We start from the raw sequence: 15,430 nt of genomic DNA on the forward strand, positions 1-15,430 counted from the left end.
GTTAACCTCCGTATATCATTTGGCTGACCTCAGCCGTGGGTGTCTCAGTCCGGGGCATCTCCCGGTCAAAGAGGAAGGACTTCACCAGCGCCAGGGGCTCCCGGAAAAACATACTGATCCGGGAGGGCAAGTGGCTGGTGGGCGCGGCCAGGGTGGACACATCTTCATATCCAAACCGCTCCGCCAGCATCCGGGCCCGGGTCAGATGGAATCCGTTTGACACAATCAGCACCCCGTCCTCCGCCGGGTCCAGGGACAGGGACTCCAGCAGCGCCGCGGAGTAGCCCAGATTCTCGGCGGTGTTGTGAGAGTTGTCCTCCAGATAGATGTACGCCTTGTCATAGCCCGCCTTAATCAGGTAGTCCGCCATGGCCGAGGCCTCGCTCACCGGCTCATCCTTCCCCTGACCGCCGCTGACGATAACCGGGATGGGGCTGTCCAGGCCGTTGAGATAGTCCAGCGCCGTGTCCAGCCTGTCCCGCAGCAGCTCCGACGGCCCGCTCTCCTCCACCTTGCAGCCCAGGATAATCATCACCTTGGGCGTGCCCTGGATCTGGGTCCGCTTTCCGATACACACAATGGTGGCCAGAATGGCAAAGCAGATAAGTCCAACTCCCACCAGCCCCATCACAACCCGCAGGAGAGGATGGAGATTCTTTCCCCCGTAGATGCGGTATTCGTTCTCACTTTTCATCCCTGGGCCTCCTCCAGCTCGGCGGCCAGCTGCTCCCATTTGGCATACAGGGCGGCAATCTCGTCCTCCAGAGCCTTCTGCTCCTCGTACACCTTCTGGAGCTCCAGATAGTTGGAGGCCACCTCCTCGGCCTTGAGGGACAGCTCGTACTGCTTCTCCTCCGCCTTGGCCACCGCCCGCTCCGCTGCCGCCACCTGCTTCTCCAGCTCCTTGGTGCCGCCGGGGCGTTTGGGCTTCTCCTTTTTGGGCTTCTCCTCCTGCACCACCGGCGCGGCCTTGGCCTGGGCCTGCTTCCGCTCCCGGGCGGCCTGGAACTCCTGATAGGTGCCCTCAAAGTCGGTGATGTGGCCATCCTCCAGCATCCAGATGCGGGTGGCGAAGCGGTTGATGAAGTAACGGTCGTGGGAGACGAAGAGCAGGTTGCCCTCGTAGTCCTCCACCGCCTCCTCAATCCACTCGCGGCTGGCCACATCCAGATGGTTGGTGGGCTCGTCCAGAATCAGAAGATTGATTTTCTCGTCCATCAGCATGCACAGCCGCAGGCGGCTCTGCTCGCCGCCCGACAGGGCGGACACCGGCTTGAACACGTCCTCACCCTGGAAGTTGAAGGCGGCCAGCCGGTTGCGGGCGGTCTGGGTGGAGCAGTCCAGGTCGTAGATCATGGTGTCCACCAGGTTGCGCTCTGGGTGGGAGAAGTGGATAATCTGGGGCAGGTAGCCGATTTTCACCGTGGGGCCCATGCGCAGCTTGCCCTCGCTGGGCTGCTCCTCCCCCATGATGATTTTAATCAGGGTGGATTTGCCGGTGCCGTTGTCACCCAGCAGAGCGATGCGCTCGCCCCCCTCCACCAGCAGGTTTACGTCGGAAAACAAGGTCCGGTCGTCAAACCGCTTGGCCAGGCCCTTGATGACCATGACCTCGTCGCCCCGGAAATCCCGCTCACCAAAGCGGATGTCCAGCTTCCGCTCCTTCTTGGGCTTGTCGGTGGTGCGCATGCGCTCAATGCGTCTCTCCATGGATCGGGCCCGCTTGAAGGTCTTGTCCATGCCGGAATAGGCCCAGACCCGCAGCTGCTCAGCGGCCTTCTCCAGCTGCTCAATCTTGGCCTGCTCCTTCTCGTACTGCTTGAGCTTCTCCTGGTAGCGGCGCTCCTTCTCCACCACGTAGAAGCTGTAATTGCCCTCGTAGAACTCGGCCTTGCCCTCCACAATCTCAATCACCCGGCGGACCACCTTGTCCAGGAACCACCGGTCGTGGGAGATGGCCAGCACCGTGCCCTTGAACTTGTCCAGGTACTCCTCCAGCCACTCGGTGGCCCGCAGGTCCAGGTGGTTGGTGGGCTCGTCCAGCAGGAGGATGTCGGTGTCCTCCAGAATCAGCCGGGCCAGGTTCACCCGGGTCTTTTCACCGCCGGACAGGGCGGAGAAGAGCTGCTCCCGCATGGACTGGGGAATTTCAAGGCCGTTGCACACCTTGTTGAGCTCAGTGGCGGTATCATACCCGCCCTTGGCCTCAAAGGCGGCGGACAGCTCCCCGTACCGCCGCAGCAGCGCCGGGTCGCTGTCCTCTCCCATTCTGACGGTGAGGGCGGCCATCTCCTCCTCCATCTTGTGGAGCTTGGAGAACGCCGTGTTCAGCACGTCCTCCACGGTGTACTCCGGCGGATAGACCGGAATCTGGGAGATAAGGCCCACTGTCTTGCCGGGTGCGGTCATCACCTGGCCGTCGTCGTAGTCCATCTCGCCGGTAATGATCTTGAACACCGTGGTCTTGCCCGCGCCGTTCTTGCCCAGCAGACCGACCCGCTCACCCTGGTCAACCTGGAACGTCAGGCCGTCCAGTATTTTCTTGCCTACCTCAAACTCCTTGGTCAGGTTTGAGACGGATATATCTATCATTTCTTGTCTCCTGTCAGTCCTTTGTGCTACAATTAATCTATATCAAACCGGCCGCTCCGGGCGGCCGGTCCCCTTAGGAGGCTGCGCTATGGATGCTATTCGCTGGGAAGGAAATACACTTTACCTCCTCGACCAGACAAGGCTTCCCGTCCGGGAGGACTGGATTGCCTACACCGATTTCCGCGCTGTGGCCAGGGCCATCACCGATATGGTGGTGCGGGGCGCCCCCGCCATCGGCGTGACGGCCGCCTACGCCTACTGTTTGGCCGCGCTGGAGCTGCGGGACGCGCCGGACTTTGCCGCCGCCATGGAAGAGGCGGAGCAGGTATTGGCCGCCAGCCGGCCCACCGCCGTCAACCTGTTCTGGGCCCTGCGGCGCATGGCCGGCTGCCTGAAGGCCAACGGCGGCACACCGGAGGCCATTGACGCCCTCATCCGGGAGGCCAAGGCCATCCACGAAGAGGATGTGGCCATGAACCACGCCCTGGGCGACTTCGGCGCGGCGGTGGTGCCTCACCACGCCCGCATTCTCACCCACTGCAACGCCGGCAGTCTGGCCACCGGCGGATACGGCACGGTGCTGGGCGTGGTACGTTCTGCTTTCAGTCAGGGTAAAGTGGATATGGTTTACGCTGATGAGACCCGTCCCCTGCTCCAGGGAGCCCGGCTCACCGCCTATGAGCTGGTGCACGACAACATCCCCTGCACCCTCATCACCGACAACATGGCCGGTTTTCTCATGGCCCAGGGCAAGGTGGACCTGGTCATTCTGGGCTGTGACCGGATGGCCGCCAACGGGGACTTTGCCAACAAAATTGGTACCTACTCGGTGGCGGTCAACGCCCGCTACCACGGTATCCCCTTCTACACCGCCCTGCCCTCCTCCACCATCGACCTGTCCATTGAGGACGGCAGCGGTATTCCCATTGAGGAGCGCCCCGGCGTGGAGGTCACCCATCTGGCGGGAGTCCAGACCGCACCGGAACAGGTGCGCACCTGGAACCCAGCCTTTGACGTGACCCCCCACCAGCTGCTCACCGGCATCATCACTGAGCGTGGGGTTATCTACCCGCCCTTCAAGGAGAATCTGGCCAAGCTCTTCGGCTGACTCAGGGCTCCTGAGTGATGCTCTTCAAGTATTCCGTCAAATCTTCAAACGCCATGCCCCGGGAGGCCTTGACCAGAATGGTCGCGTGTGGTTTCACCACCTGCGCCAGGACGGGCAGGGCCTCCTCTTTTGTGGCGCAGTAGTGGACCTCCGGCACCATGGCCGCCTTGGCGGCGTCGTAAATATTCCTGGCCAGCTCGCCCACGGCCACCAGGCAGTCGATGCCCGCCTTGCCCAGATAGGTGCCGATGCCGGCGTGGAGAGCGGGGGCCAGAGTGCCCAGCTCGAACATATCGCCCAGCACGGCGATCTTCCGCCCGCTGTGGGTCTTGGAGAGCACCTCCACCGCCGCCCGCATGGACTGGGGGTTGGCGTTGTAGGTGTCGTTGAGGATGGTGATATCCTCCCCCCGCTGGATGATGTTCATGCGCATCTTGGTGGGGGCGAAGTGAAGCACGCCCCGGCGGAACTCCTCCGCCGTAACGCCGAAGTGCTCTGCCACCGCCGCAGCCATCAGGGTGGGGTAGATCATGTGGCTGCCCAGGGCGGGAATCTCCACCTGACAGCTGGTGTGGGGGGTTTTTACTTCACAGCAGACATTGGACGTACCGTCGCTCACCAGGTGGTCGGCTGTGTAGTCCAGCCCGGCCGCGCCGCCGCACCAGAGGATGGAACCGGGCAGCTTGCCCTCCAGGGTGCGCAGCAGCGGGTCGTCCCCGTTGAGCACCGCCAGGCAGCCCGGCTTGGCGTGGCTGAAAATCTCGCACTTGGCCTTGAGAATGTTCTCCCGGGAGCCCAGGTGCTCGATGTGGGAGTCGCCGATGTTGGTGATGAGGCACACGTCGGGCTGGGCAATGGCGGACATGACCTCAATCTCGCCGGGATGGTTCATGCCCATCTCCAGCACGGCGATCTGGTAGCTGCTGTCCAGCCGGAACAGGGTGCGGCAGGTGCCGATGTCCGTGTTCAGGTTGCCTTCGGTCTTGAGCACCTTGTAGTGCTCCCCCAGGACGGCGGCCACCATGTCCTTTGTGGTGGTCTTGCCCACGCTGCCCGTCACCGCCACCACCGGGATGTCAAACTTCTTCTTGTACCACACAGCCAGGTCACGCAGGGCCCGCTGGGTGTGGTCCACCCGGATATAGCACTTGCCGGGCAGGTAGCTCTCCCGGTCCCGCTGGGTGAAGCAGGCCGCTGCGCCGCCCTCCAGCGCCGAGGTGATGTAGGCATGGCCGTCGAACTGCTCGCCGATGAGGGGGACGAAGAGGGAGCCTTCGTGGATGGTGCGGCTGTCCGTCTCCACCCAGCTGATCTCCAGGTCCAGGTTGTCAAAATCGCCCAGAATCCGGCCCTTTACCGCCGTGAGAATGTCCCGTATGGTGATCGGTTCCATATGCTTCTCCTTGTGTCCAGTCTTTTTCTTACACCGTAACGCTTACCGGCCCTGCTTCCGCGCCGCAAGGGACGCGTCCACAATGCGCTGGCACAGCGTGTTGTAGTCAATGCCCACCGCGGCGGCCTCCTGAGGCACCAAGCTGGTGGGAGTCATGCCGGGCAGGGTGTTGATCTCCAGGAACCAGGGCTCCCCGTCGGCGTCCAGAATGAAGTCGGCGCGGGAGTACACCGCCAGACCCAGAGTCTCGTAGACCCGCACGGCGGCCTCCCGCAGCTTCTGCTCCGCCTCGGGGCTGATGTCCGCCGGGCAGACCTCCTCAGCCGCGCCGGGCTGGTACTTGTTCTCGTAGTCGTAGAACCCCTGCTTGGGGATGATCTCAATGGAGGGCAGGGCCTTATCCTCCAGGATGGCCACCTGGAGCTCGCGGCCCTTCACGTACTGCTCCAGCACGGTCCGGCCGCCCAGGGCCAGGCCCTCGGTGAGGGCGGTGCGGAGCTCCTCCGCCGTGTGGGCGATGGACACGCCGATGGAGGACCCGCTGGCCACCGGCTTCACCACCAGAGGCAGCCGGGCGGTCTCCACCAGCTCGTCGATGTCGTCGGCGGTGTAGGACACGGTCTTCCAGCCGGGAGTGCTGACCACGTCGGCCACCATCCGCTTGGTCAGGTCCTTATCCATGGCGATGGCGCTGCCCAGGTAGCCGGAGCCGGTGTAGGGGATGCCCATCAGGTCAAAGGCGGCCTGGACCCGGCCGTCCTCGCCGCAGGAGCCGTGGAGGGCCAGGAACACCAGGTCGGCCATGCCGCACAGCTCCAGCACGCCGGGGCCGAACATGCTGTTCCCGCCCTCGGTGCGGCTGGCCTTCACCGCCGCCAGGTCGGGGGCCTGACGGCTCACCCGCTTGTGCTCCTCAGAGATGGGCGCGCCGAAGAGGCCGGACAGCTCCGCCCCCTTCTTCTTCACGCCGAAGTACATATCCACCAGGGCCACCTCATGACCCAGGCTGGTGAGGGCCTCGGCCACCATGGTGCCTGTGGACAGGGATACATTCCGCTCCGGCGAAAGCCCGCCGGCCAAAACCACGATTTTCATTATAGGAAACTCCTCTCGGAACAGTCTTTTTCATGTTTACGCACTTGGAAAATATTATAGCACCTCATACGCAAATACTCAACCGTTTTCTCCCCTCCGCCGCTGACCCACAAAAAATTTTCTCGAAAAAGCAGCGGCCCTCCGGCTGAATGCCGGAGGGCCGCTGTGCTGTATTGGTGTCTTACTTGGTGCCGAAGATACGGTCGCCGGCGTCGGCCTCAGCCGGCTGACGCCCGCCGTGGACCCCAAATCTTACATCCTCGGGGCAAATGAATTGCCCCTGCGGCAAAACGCTTGGACGCGCCAAAAGGCGCGGTGCCGGGCGACACCGAGGGAAAATTTACTTCGTGCCGAAGATGCGATCGCCGGCGTCGCCCAGGCCGGGGACAATGTAACAGTGGTCGTTGAGCTTCTCATCCACAGCGGCGCAGTAGATATCCACGTCGGGATGATCCTTGTGCACCCGCTCGATGCCCTCGGGGGCAGCAATGATGTTCATCAGCTTGATGTGCTTGACGCCGTAGTTCTTGATGAACTGGATGGCAGCGGAGGCGGAGCCGCCGGTGGCCAGCATGGGATCCAGGATGATGACATCGCGCTCGGAGATGTCGTTGGGCATCTTGCAGTAGTACTCCACAGGCTCCAGGGTCTGGGGGTCACGGTACAGGCCGATGTGGCCCACCTTGGCGGAGGGAATCAGAGTGAGAATACCGTCCACCATGCCCAGGCCGGCACGCAGCACGGGCACAATGGCCAGCTTCTTGCCGGAGAGAGCCTTGAAGGTGCCGGTAGCCACGGGAGTCTTAATCTCCACGTCCTCCAGAGGCAGGTCCCGGGTGGCCTCATAGCACATCAGAGTGGCGATCTCGGCCACGACCTCGCGGAAGTCCTTCACGCCGGTGCGCTCGTCACGCAGAATGCTCAGCTTATGCTGCAGAAGAGGGTGGTCCAGCACATGTACCTTATCCATCTTTTCCATCATCAACGTCCCCTTTGTCTGTTTATTTCGTGGGCGCGGCGGTCTCCGTCCGCGCCTGCGTACGTTCCCGTTCCAGCCGTTCCCGCTCCGCCTGGGAGAGGCGGTGGTAGTTGGGCGCCAGACCCTGAGCTGTGGTCAGCGTCCCCGCCCGCGCCTGCTCCAGCGCGGCCCGGGCCACACCCCATGCCGTCTGAAGGCGCAGATGGGGCGGCGCCATCCGGAGCTCCGGCCCACACCCGTTCAAATTATTATAGCATAACCCGGCGCCGTCTCCAACTATTATTTGCGGCTTTCCGCTGTTTTTTAACTCCTCCCCCAGTTCGGCCAGGCTGATGGCCCGGTCCGGGGTCAGACGCACCGGCACGCCGTCCACGGCGGCAAAGCGGGCGTTGTACACCTGGTTCCGGCGCGCGTCCATGACGGCGCAAATCTCCGCGCCCTCCACATGGGCCACCGTCCAGGCCATGGCCTCCAGGGTGGACACCCCGGCGCAGGGCTTGTCCCCCGGCCAGGCCAGGCCCTTGGCCGCCGCCACGCCGATGCGCAGGCCGGTGAAGGACCCCGGTCCCGCCGCCACCGCAATCACGTCCACGTCCTCCAGCTTCACGCCGCACCCGGCCAGCATGGCCTGGCACATGGGCATCAGGGTGACGCTGTGGGTCAGGCCGTTGTTCTGAAAGGACTGGGCCAGCAGCTTCTCGTCCTCGCACAGGGCCACCGAACAGGCCACCGCAGAGGTCTCCAGAGCCAGTATCTTCATGTCGCGTCCCCTCCTTCTATGGTAATCAGCCGCTGACTGTCGTGGGCGCCCCGGCGGATATCCACCCGGATGCAGTCCCCTTCCATGGCATCGGAGACGTTCTCGCTCCACTCCACGGCGCACACGCCGCCCCGGACCAGGTAGTCTTCCCAGCCGATGTCAAACAGCTCGTCGGAGCTGCCCAGGCGGTACATGTCAAAGTGGAAGAGGGGCAGGCGGCCACCCTCGTACTCATTTACAATGGTGAAGGTGGGGCTGGTCACCCGCTCGGAGATGCCCAGACCACGGGCCATGCCCCGGACAAAGGCGGTCTTGCCCGCTCCCAGGTCCCCGCTGAAGGCCACCACTGTCCCCGGCTTCAGCCGCTCCGCCAGAGCCGCCCCTAGGTCCTCGGTCTCCGCCGGGGAATTTGAAACATATTCCATATCACACCTCGGATTCCTGCCGGAATACCTCCGGCAGCCTTGCTTCTGTGGGTCATTATAACATATGTGTGAACACTGCGCAAAACTTGTTTACGCTTTTTAAAAAAGATGGTAGAATAATGCGTGCTGAACAAAGCTGTACGCATGGAAGGCCTTGGCTTTCCATGTAAAATAGGTTGGTTCTATCCTGATTCCTCGAAAGGAGGCCCCCTCTTGTCCTGGTTTACCGACTCCCTGCGGGAGTTCTTCCGAAAGGGAGATCTTCTGCTGCTCACATTATGTATCGCCGCCTCCGGATACGGCCTGGTGCTGATTTACAGCGCCACCCGGTATCTCCAGACCTACCGAAATATGATCATCCAGTCCGTGGCCATTGTGCTGGGGATTGTGGTCTATATCTTCATCTCCTCTGTGGATGTGGAGCTGATTACGGAAAAATCCTGGAAGTTTCTTCTGGCCTTCAACGCCGTGTTCGTCCTTCTCACCCGCACCCCTCTGGGTGTGGAGGTCAACGGAAACCGGAGCTGGATTCACATACCCGGTGTCCCCTTCAACATTCAGCCCGCTGAGATTGTCAAGCTGTCCTTCGTGCTCCTGCTGGCCTGGCAGTGCATCAAGCTCAGAGAGCGAGGTATCTCCCGGCCCACGTCTGTCTTTCAGATTGCCGGACACACGCTGGTCATGGCGGGCTTTATCGCCATCTCCTCCGGCGACTTCGGCATGGTGCTCACCTACCTCTTCATCTTCGTGGTGGTGGCCTGGGCGGGCGGTGTGAAAAAGCGTTGGTTCCTGCTGGCTATCGTGGTGTGTGTGGCGGCGGTGGTGCTTATCTGGCCCCACGTCAGCGACGACTACCGCTTCCAGCGCTTCACCGTGGTCATCGACCACCTGACCGGCAACCAGGAGACCATCTATCAGCAGACCCAGGACACCGGCTGGCAGCAGACCCGCAGCATTATGGCCATCGGCAGCGGCGGGCTCACCGGCATGGGGTACCTCCAAGGCCCTCAGACCCAGAGCAAATACAAGACCTCTCTCCCCGCCCGGGAGACCGACGAGATTTTCGCCGTCTGCGGTGAGGAGTTCGGCCTGGTGGGCTGCGTGCTCCTGCTGCTCCTCCTGTCCCTCATCATCCTCCGTTGCATCTGGGTGGCAAAGCGGGCCCGCAGCCTCCAGTCCGCCCTCATCGCCATGGGCTTCGCCGGTATGCTGCTGGCCCAGGTGGCGGTCAACGTGGGCATGTGCCTGTATATCTTCCCCGTGGTCGGCCTGACCCTCCCCTTCATCAGCTACGGCGGCTCCTCCGTCGTCACCATGTACGCCGCCATGGGCCTGGTCTCCAGCATCAAAATGCGCTCCCTGCCCAGCTGGCTGTCCGACCGGAGCAACCTGCAGTCATAACAGCATGCAAAACGGGTTCCATCCGCTTAACGGATGGAACCCGTTCTCTGTTTTCAGTATCTGTAAAGCTTTATTCCTGTCTGCTGCGGGCTTTGGCCGCGTCCAGAATCCGGTTGGCCGCCGCCTCCTTACTCATCAGGGGCAGCTCCTCCGCGCCATCGGCGGTGATGAGAGTGATGACGTTGGTATCCACCCCGAAGCCTGCTCCCTCCACCTTCAGATTGTTGGCGCAGATCATGTCCACGTGCTTTTTCTCCAGCTTGGCCCGGCTGTTTTCCAGCATGTCCCTGGTCTCCATGGAGAAGCCGCAGATGAACTGACCCGGCCGCCGGTGGTCGCCCAGGTACTGCAAAATATCCTTGGTCCGGGTGAGGGGGATGCTCATGTCCCCCTCCTTCTTCTTCACCTTGTCGCCGCTGCACTCCGCCGGAGTGTAGTCGGCCACGGCGGCGGACTTGAAAATCCAGTCGGCATTTGCGCTGTGCTGTGCCACCGCGTCGAACATGTCGGCGGCCGACACCACCGGCACCACCTCCACAAAGGGCGGCGGGTCAATGGCGGTGGGGCCGGAGATGAGCGTCACCTCCGCGCCCCGCAGCATGGCCATTCTGGCAATGGCGTAGCCCATCTTGCCGGTGGAGTGGTTGGTGATGTAGCGCACCGGGTCCAGCGCCTCCTGGGTGGGGCCCGCCGTCACCAGCACCCGCTTGCCCTCCAGGTCGTGGGGCAGGGCCAGGCGGCGCAGGATGTGCTGGAGCAGCTGCTCCGGCTCGGGCAGCTTGCCCGCCCCCGTGTCCCCGCAGGCCAGACGGCCGCTGGCGGGCTGGATAACCTCCCAGCCGTACCGGCGCAGGACGTCCAGGTTGTCCTGGGTCACCGGATTTTCAAACATATTGGTGTTCATGGCAGGGGCGATGAGCTTGGGGCACTTGCAGGCCAGCACTGTGGTGGTCAGCATGTCGTCGGCCAGGCCGTGGGCCAGCTTGGCGCACACGTTGGCCGTGGCAGGCACCACCAGCACCAGGTCGGTGCGGTGGGCCAGGGACACGTGCTCCACCTGGTGGACAAAGTTCCGGTCAAAGGTGTCCACCATGGTCCGGTTCCCCGTCAGCTGCTCAAAGGTCAGGGGCGTGATGAACTCAGTGGCGTGGGCGGTCATGATGACCTCCACGCAGCAGTGCTGCTTCACCAGCGCCGAGGCCAGCGCCGCCGCCTTGTAGGCGGCAATGCCGCCCGTTACCCCCAGAAGAACCGTCTTTCCCTGCAGCATGATATAACCCTCGTTTTTCGTAAAATATGGAGGCGCGTACGGCCTCCACTGGCATTATGACACAGAAATCCGCCCTTGTAAAGCGCCCTTTTCTCCCTCTTCGCAGGTCCCGGGTTCCGTTTTTTCCTTGAAAACCGGCCCCGCATTCGGTATAATAACAGGTCAGAGAGCACGCCCACGGCGTGCTTCTAAATTGCGTTGCATCCTCATCAGAGGAGCGACAGCAGGAGGTAATTGAATATGAAAAACCGCAGGAAAGACGCCAAATGGATGGCCGGCGTGGCCATGATGGCGGCCATCGTCGTGCTGCTGGCCAACACCCCATTGGGCATGATTCCCCTGGTGGTCACCAAGGCCACCACCGTCCACATCCCCGTGATACTGGGTGCCATTCTCTTCGGACCTCTGGCAGGCGGCATCCTGGGAGGCGTGTTCGGCATCTGCTCCGTCATCATCAACACCTTTACCCCGGCCCTCACGTCCTTTGCCTTCTCCCCCTTCATGAGCACCACCGGACTGTCCGGTGCGGTCAAGGCTCTGTGGGTGGCGGTGGGCTGCCGGATCCTCATCGGCGTGGCGGCGGGCTGGCTGTGGAAGGCCCTGTCCCACACCAGAATGAACAACTGGACCGCCCTGTCCATCGTGGGCTTTACCGGCTCCATGGTCAACACCGTGACCGTCATGGGCAGCATTCTCCTGCTCTTTACCCAGCAGTACGCCCAGGCCAAGGAGGTCGCCCTGGAGGCCGTCTCCGGCCTGATTCTTACCACCGTGGTGGTCAACGGTATCCCCGAGGCCATTGTGGCCACTGTTCTGGTGGCGGTCATCGGAAAAAATCTGCTCCGGTTCGCCAAGCCCCGTCTCCAGGCGGCCTGAGCGCCATAACTGCTTTTTGAGGTGAAGCCCATGCTTCTGGCCATTGATATCGGAAACACCAACATTGTCATCGGCGGCATTGAGGACGACCAGATCCGCTTTGAAGCCCGCATCGCCACCGACCACATCAAGACCTCCGACCAGTACGGCGTGGAGATCAAGAACCTGCTGGACTTTTTCGGCGTGCCCCTCTCCCAGGTGGAGGACTGCATCATCTCCTCGGTGGTGCCCCCGGTATTCAACTCGGTGCGCACAGGTCTTGTCAAGCTGACCGGCCTTACACCCATGGTGGTGGGACCCGGCATCAAGACCGGGCTGAACATCCGCATGGACGACCCCAGCTCGGTGGGCAGCGACCGCATCGTCATCGCCGTGGCCGCCCTCCAGCAGTACGCCCCGCCCCTCACTCTGGTGGACATGGGCACCGCCACCACCATCGAGGTGGTGGACTGCGGCAACACCTACCTGGGCGGCTGCATCATCCCCGGCGTCCGGGTCTCCGCCGAGGCCCTGTCCAGCCACGCCTCCCAGCTGCCCGGCATCCAGCTGGACAAGCCCCGCCGGGTCATCGGCAAGAACACCGTGGAGTGCATGCGCAGCGGCATTATGTACGGCGCCGCCGCCATGCTGGACGGCATGCTGGACCGCATCGAGGAGGAGCTGGGCAAGCCCACCACCGTGGTGGCCACCGGCGGCATCGCCCAGTTTGTGGTGCCCCTGTGCAAGCGGGACATCAAGCTGGAGCGCAACCTGCTCCTCAAGGGCCTCAATCTTCTCTACAAGAAAAACAAGAAGGGCTGAGTCTCAGTCACCAACCCATACCCAGGCGGCCTGCCGGAAATTCCGGCAGGCCGCTTATTTTGCTATGCAAAAGCATAGCAAAAATGGCCATGTGCCGTCGTAAGCGGCACGGCCATGAAATCACAGCGCATGGGCCGGGATGGCCCACATGCGCGAAAACTTTATGCGCCCCGGCTTTTACCTGTTTTCGTGGTGCTCCCGGGCGCATGAAGTTTTTCGCCTGTTTAGCATAATCTCTCTCCGTTGGTAAAGAATAAGGCTGAATCCAGTCCCTATCCATTTACCAAGGAGGTCTTTTTCTGTGAAGCATCGTGCATTTCTGCGCCGCTCCCTTCCCCTGCTCTCCCTGACAGTCCTGCTCCTCACCTTCGCCCTGCCCACCTACGCCCTGTTCGGCTTTGGTGAGGAGGCAGAGGCGCCTTCGGTGGCCGCCTTCTCCAAGAATGGCCCCGCCGGCAGTGCCATCACCTTCTCCGCCGAGGACTTTGTGGTCCAGAGCGGCGGCGCGCTGGACTCCATCGTCATTTCCACCCTGCCCGACCAGGCCGCCGGCATCCTGACCCTGGGCGGCCAACCCCTGAACGCCGGTGATGTGGTGGCCATGAACGCGGTGTCCGGCCTGTCCTTCCAGCCCCTGACTGCCTCCACCGCCACCTCCGCCAGCTTTACCTTCACCCCTGTGTTCTCCGACGGCACCTCCGGCAGCCCGGTGGAAGTGGGTCTCCACCTGCTCAGCGAGGCCAACAGCGCCCCCATCGCGGAGAATCTGGAGCTGTGCACCTACAAGAACGTGGCCATCACCGCCCGCTTTGCGGCCACCGACCCGGAGGGTGACCTGCTCACCTTCCAGCTGGTGGACAAGCCCGCCCGTGGCGCCGTCACCATGCCGGAGGACGGCTCCAACGAGTTTGTCTACACCCCCTACGAGAACAAGACCGGCAAGGACTCCTTCACCTATGTGGCGGTGGATGCGGTGGGCAACACCTCTGCGCCGGCCACGGTGAAGGTGAAGATTGAGAAGGCCTCCACCAAGGTGACCTACTCCGACATGGACGGCGTCCCCGCCCACAAGGCGGCTATCCGTCTGGCCGAGGAGGGCATCTTTGTGGGCGAGTGCATGGGCGGAGAATACTTCTTCAATCCCGACACCCCCGTGTCCCGCAGTGAATTTCTCACCATGACCATGAAGGCCACCGGGCTGGACGCCCTGGAGGACGTGACCACCACCGGCTTTGCCGACGATGACGCCATCCCCACCTGGGCCAAGGGCTACGCTGCCTCCGCCCTGAAGGCTGGGGTGGTCCAAGGCGCCGCCGATGAGGATGGCCGCATTGTCTTCAACGCGGAGGACACCATCACCTGCGCCGAGGCCGCTGTCCTTCTGGACCGCGCCCTCCAGGTGTCCGACGTGTCCGAGACCATGGCCACGGTGGATGAGCTGGCCCCCGCCTGGGCGGTTCAGTCCGCGGCCAATCTGGAGAGCTGCGGCGTGCTTACCACCGACAGCAGCGGCAGTCTGAGCCTCAACGATCAGCTCACCCGTGCCGATGCGGCCGAGATGATTCTGGGCGCCCTGGAGGTTCTGGACGCCCGGGACAGCGGCGGCTGGTTCAACTGGTAAGCATCCAAAAACAGAGCCGCGCCGGGCATATTGCCGGCCGCGGCTCTGCTGTACATATGGATTCTCACTGTCCGGCGGGACGGATAAAGTTTGTGAACGCACCCCGCTCCTGCTCCGGCATGGGCGTCTTCTTCAGTTGCTCAATCATCCACACCATGTTCCGGCCGATGTTGCGCATGGTCTGGAGGCCCTCCAGATCCTGGCGCACATCCTCCGGCGAACGGCCGTGGACCATATTCCAGTAGGTGCCCGACACCACGGGCATGGAGGTAATGCCGAAATACTTGTTCACCGCGTCCAGAGTGGCGGTGGTCCCGGCCCGCCGGGCGGACGCCACTGCCGCGCCGGGCTTGCCCGCAAAGGGGGACTTGCCGCCGCCCGATGCGGCATAAAATGCCCGGTCCAGGAAGCTCAGAAGACGGCCGCTGGGATGGGCATAGTAGACCGGCGTCCCGAACACAAAGCCGTCCGCCTCCGCCGCCTTCTCCAGGAACTCGTTCACACCGCCATCGGCAAAGACACACCTGCCCTTCCCGCTGCACTGGCCGCAGCCGATGCAGTCCCGCATGGGCTGTCCGCCCAGCTGGATGATTTCCCACTCCGCGCCCAGCTCCTGGGCCGCCGCGCCAATCTCGCTGAGGGCGGTGTAGGTGCAGCCGTGCTGGTTGGCACTTCCGTTTACCATCAGAATCTTCATGTGCTCGTCCTCCTTGCAGTATTCTTGTCTATACTTTATAACATTTCCACCTCTTATTGCAAGTACGCACCGTTTGGATAGCTACTATCCAAGAGGTAAGTATCCATAATAGGCAACGGGACAGAGCCGCAGGTGCGGCCCTGTCCCGTTGTATGTACAGGCTATACGCTTTTTTACTTGGACAGGTAGGCGTGAATCTGCTCCGCGCCCTTCTTGCCCGCGCCCATGGCCAGGATGACCGTGGCAGCGCCGGTCACCGCGTCGCCGCCGGCAAACACGCCCTCACGGGTGGTGGTCACGCCGTCGTCGGCCACGATGAGGCAGCCCTTCTTGTTGGTGTCCAGGCCGGGGGTAGTGGAACGGATGAGGGGGTTGGGGCTGGTGCCCAGGCTCATGATGACAGCGTCCACGT

15 protein-coding genes are annotated in these 15,430 nt (G+C 62.6%); 5 read left to right on the plus strand and 10 right to left on the minus strand.

Annotated elements, in window-relative coordinates; genetic code table 11:
• Position 1: 1 nt before the first annotated feature.
• Both ACOX7T_RS11650 and abc-f read right to left on the minus strand, forming a co-directional pair.
• Positions 2-694: a YdcF family protein gene (locus tag ACOX7T_RS11650; protein ID WP_433442908.1), complete on the minus strand. Its 693-nt coding sequence runs from the start codon at positions 692-694 to the stop codon at positions 2-4.
• Positions 691-2,592 (minus strand): ribosomal protection-like ABC-F family protein, encoded by a 1,902-nt coding sequence (gene abc-f, locus ACOX7T_RS11655; RefSeq protein WP_433442910.1) that lies wholly within the window; start codon positions 2,590-2,592, stop codon positions 691-693. Before abc-f ends, ACOX7T_RS11650 begins: the two co-directional genes overlap by 4 nt.
• Positions 2,593-2,680: 88 nt before the next feature.
• Between abc-f and mtnA the strand changes: the two genes are divergently transcribed.
• Complete coding sequence (mtnA, locus tag ACOX7T_RS11660; RefSeq protein WP_433442912.1) at positions 2,681-3,700, plus strand: S-methyl-5-thioribose-1-phosphate isomerase; 1,020 nt, start codon at positions 2,681-2,683, stop codon at positions 3,698-3,700.
• A gap of 1 nt (position 3,701) precedes the next feature.
• Here the strand turns inward: mtnA and ACOX7T_RS11665 are convergent, their stop codons facing one another.
• The 5 genes from ACOX7T_RS11665 to tsaE all read right to left on the minus strand — a co-directional run bounded on the left by ACOX7T_RS11665 (position 3,702) and on the right by tsaE (position 8,352).
• Positions 3,702-5,093 (minus strand): UDP-N-acetylmuramoyl-tripeptide--D-alanyl-D-alanine ligase, encoded by a 1,392-nt coding sequence (locus ACOX7T_RS11665; RefSeq protein ID WP_433442914.1) that lies wholly within the window; start codon positions 5,091-5,093, stop codon positions 3,702-3,704.
• A 42-nt stretch (positions 5,094-5,135) separates the two neighbouring features.
• Positions 5,136-6,188: a D-alanine--D-alanine ligase family protein gene (locus tag ACOX7T_RS11670; protein WP_433442916.1), complete on the minus strand. Its 1,053-nt coding sequence runs from the start codon at positions 6,186-6,188 to the stop codon at positions 5,136-5,138.
• A gap of 340 nt (positions 6,189-6,528) precedes the next feature.
• Positions 6,529-7,158 (minus strand): uracil phosphoribosyltransferase, encoded by a 630-nt coding sequence (gene upp, locus ACOX7T_RS11675; protein ID WP_433442937.1) that lies wholly within the window; start codon positions 7,156-7,158, stop codon positions 6,529-6,531.
• A 31-nt stretch (positions 7,159-7,189) separates the two neighbouring features.
• Entirely contained in the window at positions 7,190-7,927 is a 738-nt protein-coding gene (gene tsaB / locus ACOX7T_RS11680; protein ID WP_433442918.1) for a tRNA (adenosine(37)-N6)-threonylcarbamoyltransferase complex dimerization subunit type 1 TsaB, read from the minus strand.
• Positions 7,924-8,352, minus strand: a complete 429-nt coding sequence (tsaE, locus tag ACOX7T_RS11685) for a tRNA (adenosine(37)-N6)-threonylcarbamoyltransferase complex ATPase subunit type 1 TsaE (protein ID WP_433442920.1) — start codon at positions 8,350-8,352, stop codon at positions 7,924-7,926. Before tsaE ends, tsaB begins: the two co-directional genes overlap by 4 nt.
• Before the next feature lie 213 nt (positions 8,353-8,565).
• Between tsaE and ACOX7T_RS11690 the strand changes: the two genes are divergently transcribed.
• Positions 8,566-9,753, plus strand: coding sequence for an FtsW/RodA/SpoVE family cell cycle protein (locus ACOX7T_RS11690; protein WP_433442922.1), 1,188 nt, complete (start codon positions 8,566-8,568; stop codon positions 9,751-9,753).
• 70 nt (positions 9,754-9,823) lie between these two features.
• Here the strand turns inward: ACOX7T_RS11690 and coaBC are convergent, their stop codons facing one another.
• The gene (gene coaBC, locus ACOX7T_RS11695; protein ID WP_433442924.1) at positions 9,824-11,023 is read right to left on the minus strand and encodes a bifunctional phosphopantothenoylcysteine decarboxylase/phosphopantothenate--cysteine ligase CoaBC; all 1,200 of its coding nucleotides are present in this window, start codon (positions 11,021-11,023) and stop codon (positions 9,824-9,826) included.
• Between the two features lie 240 nt (positions 11,024-11,263).
• On the opposite strand from coaBC, the gene ACOX7T_RS11700 reads away from it, so the two are divergent.
• From ACOX7T_RS11700 to ACOX7T_RS11710, 3 genes are all read left to right on the plus strand, one after another.
• Positions 11,264-11,899 carry an ECF transporter S component gene (locus tag ACOX7T_RS11700; RefSeq protein ID WP_433442926.1) on the plus strand — a complete coding sequence of 212 codons (636 nt, stop codon included), beginning with the start codon at positions 11,264-11,266 and terminating at the stop codon, positions 11,897-11,899.
• Between the two features lie 30 nt (positions 11,900-11,929).
• Positions 11,930-12,700 carry a type III pantothenate kinase gene (locus ACOX7T_RS11705; RefSeq protein WP_433442928.1) on the plus strand — a complete coding sequence of 257 codons (771 nt, stop codon included), beginning with the start codon at positions 11,930-11,932 and terminating at the stop codon, positions 12,698-12,700.
• 301 nt (positions 12,701-13,001) lie between these two features.
• Complete coding sequence (locus ACOX7T_RS11710; protein ID WP_433442929.1) at positions 13,002-14,321, plus strand: Ig-like domain-containing protein; 1,320 nt, start codon at positions 13,002-13,004, stop codon at positions 14,319-14,321.
• 64 nt (positions 14,322-14,385) lie between these two features.
• On the opposite strand, the gene ACOX7T_RS11715 is transcribed toward ACOX7T_RS11710, so the two are convergent.
• Together ACOX7T_RS11715 and ACOX7T_RS11720 are read right to left on the minus strand one after the other, a co-directional pair.
• Positions 14,386-15,018 carry a flavodoxin family protein gene (locus ACOX7T_RS11715; protein ID WP_433442931.1) on the minus strand — a complete coding sequence of 211 codons (633 nt, stop codon included), beginning with the start codon at positions 15,016-15,018 and terminating at the stop codon, positions 14,386-14,388.
• A gap of 173 nt (positions 15,019-15,191) precedes the next feature.
• Positions 15,192-15,430 (minus strand): FAD-dependent oxidoreductase (locus tag ACOX7T_RS11720; protein ID WP_433442933.1); only part of this gene is annotated, 239 nt, incomplete at its 5' end.

It is taken from the genome of Pseudoflavonifractor sp. (assembly GCF_050943825.1).
In the GTDB taxonomy this organism is placed as follows: Bacteria; Bacillota; Clostridia; order Oscillospirales; family Oscillospiraceae; genus Pseudoflavonifractor.

Coding starts and splice junctions, on each gene's coding strand:
- ACOX7T_RS11650 (WP_433442908.1), bottom strand. CDS start 694: ATGAAAAGTGAGAACGAATACCGCATCTACGGGGGAAAGAATCTCCAT.
- abc-f (WP_433442910.1), bottom strand. CDS start 2,592: ATGATAGATATATCCGTCTCAAACCTGACCAAGGAGTTTGAGGTAGGC.
- mtnA (WP_433442912.1), top strand. CDS start 2,681: ATGGATGCTATTCGCTGGGAAGGAAATACACTTTACCTCCTCGACCAG.
- ACOX7T_RS11665 (WP_433442914.1), bottom strand. CDS start 5,093: ATGGAACCGATCACCATACGGGACATTCTCACGGCGGTAAAGGGCCGG.
- ACOX7T_RS11670 (WP_433442916.1), bottom strand. CDS start 6,188: ATGAAAATCGTGGTTTTGGCCGGCGGGCTTTCGCCGGAGCGGAATGTA.
- upp (WP_433442937.1), bottom strand. CDS start 7,158: ATGGATAAGGTACATGTGCTGGACCACCCTCTTCTGCAGCATAAGCTG.
- tsaB (WP_433442918.1), bottom strand. CDS start 7,927: ATGAAGATACTGGCTCTGGAGACCTCTGCGGTGGCCTGTTCGGTGGCC.
- tsaE (WP_433442920.1), bottom strand. CDS start 8,352: ATGGAATATGTTTCAAATTCCCCGGCGGAGACCGAGGACCTAGGGGCG.
- coaBC (WP_433442924.1), bottom strand. CDS start 11,023: ATGCTGCAGGGAAAGACGGTTCTTCTGGGGGTAACGGGCGGCATTGCC.
- ACOX7T_RS11700 (WP_433442926.1), top strand. CDS start 11,264: ATGAAAAACCGCAGGAAAGACGCCAAATGGATGGCCGGCGTGGCCATG.
- ACOX7T_RS11705 (WP_433442928.1), top strand. CDS start 11,930: ATGCTTCTGGCCATTGATATCGGAAACACCAACATTGTCATCGGCGGC.
- ACOX7T_RS11715 (WP_433442931.1), bottom strand. CDS start 15,018: ATGAAGATTCTGATGGTAAACGGAAGTGCCAACCAGCACGGCTGCACC.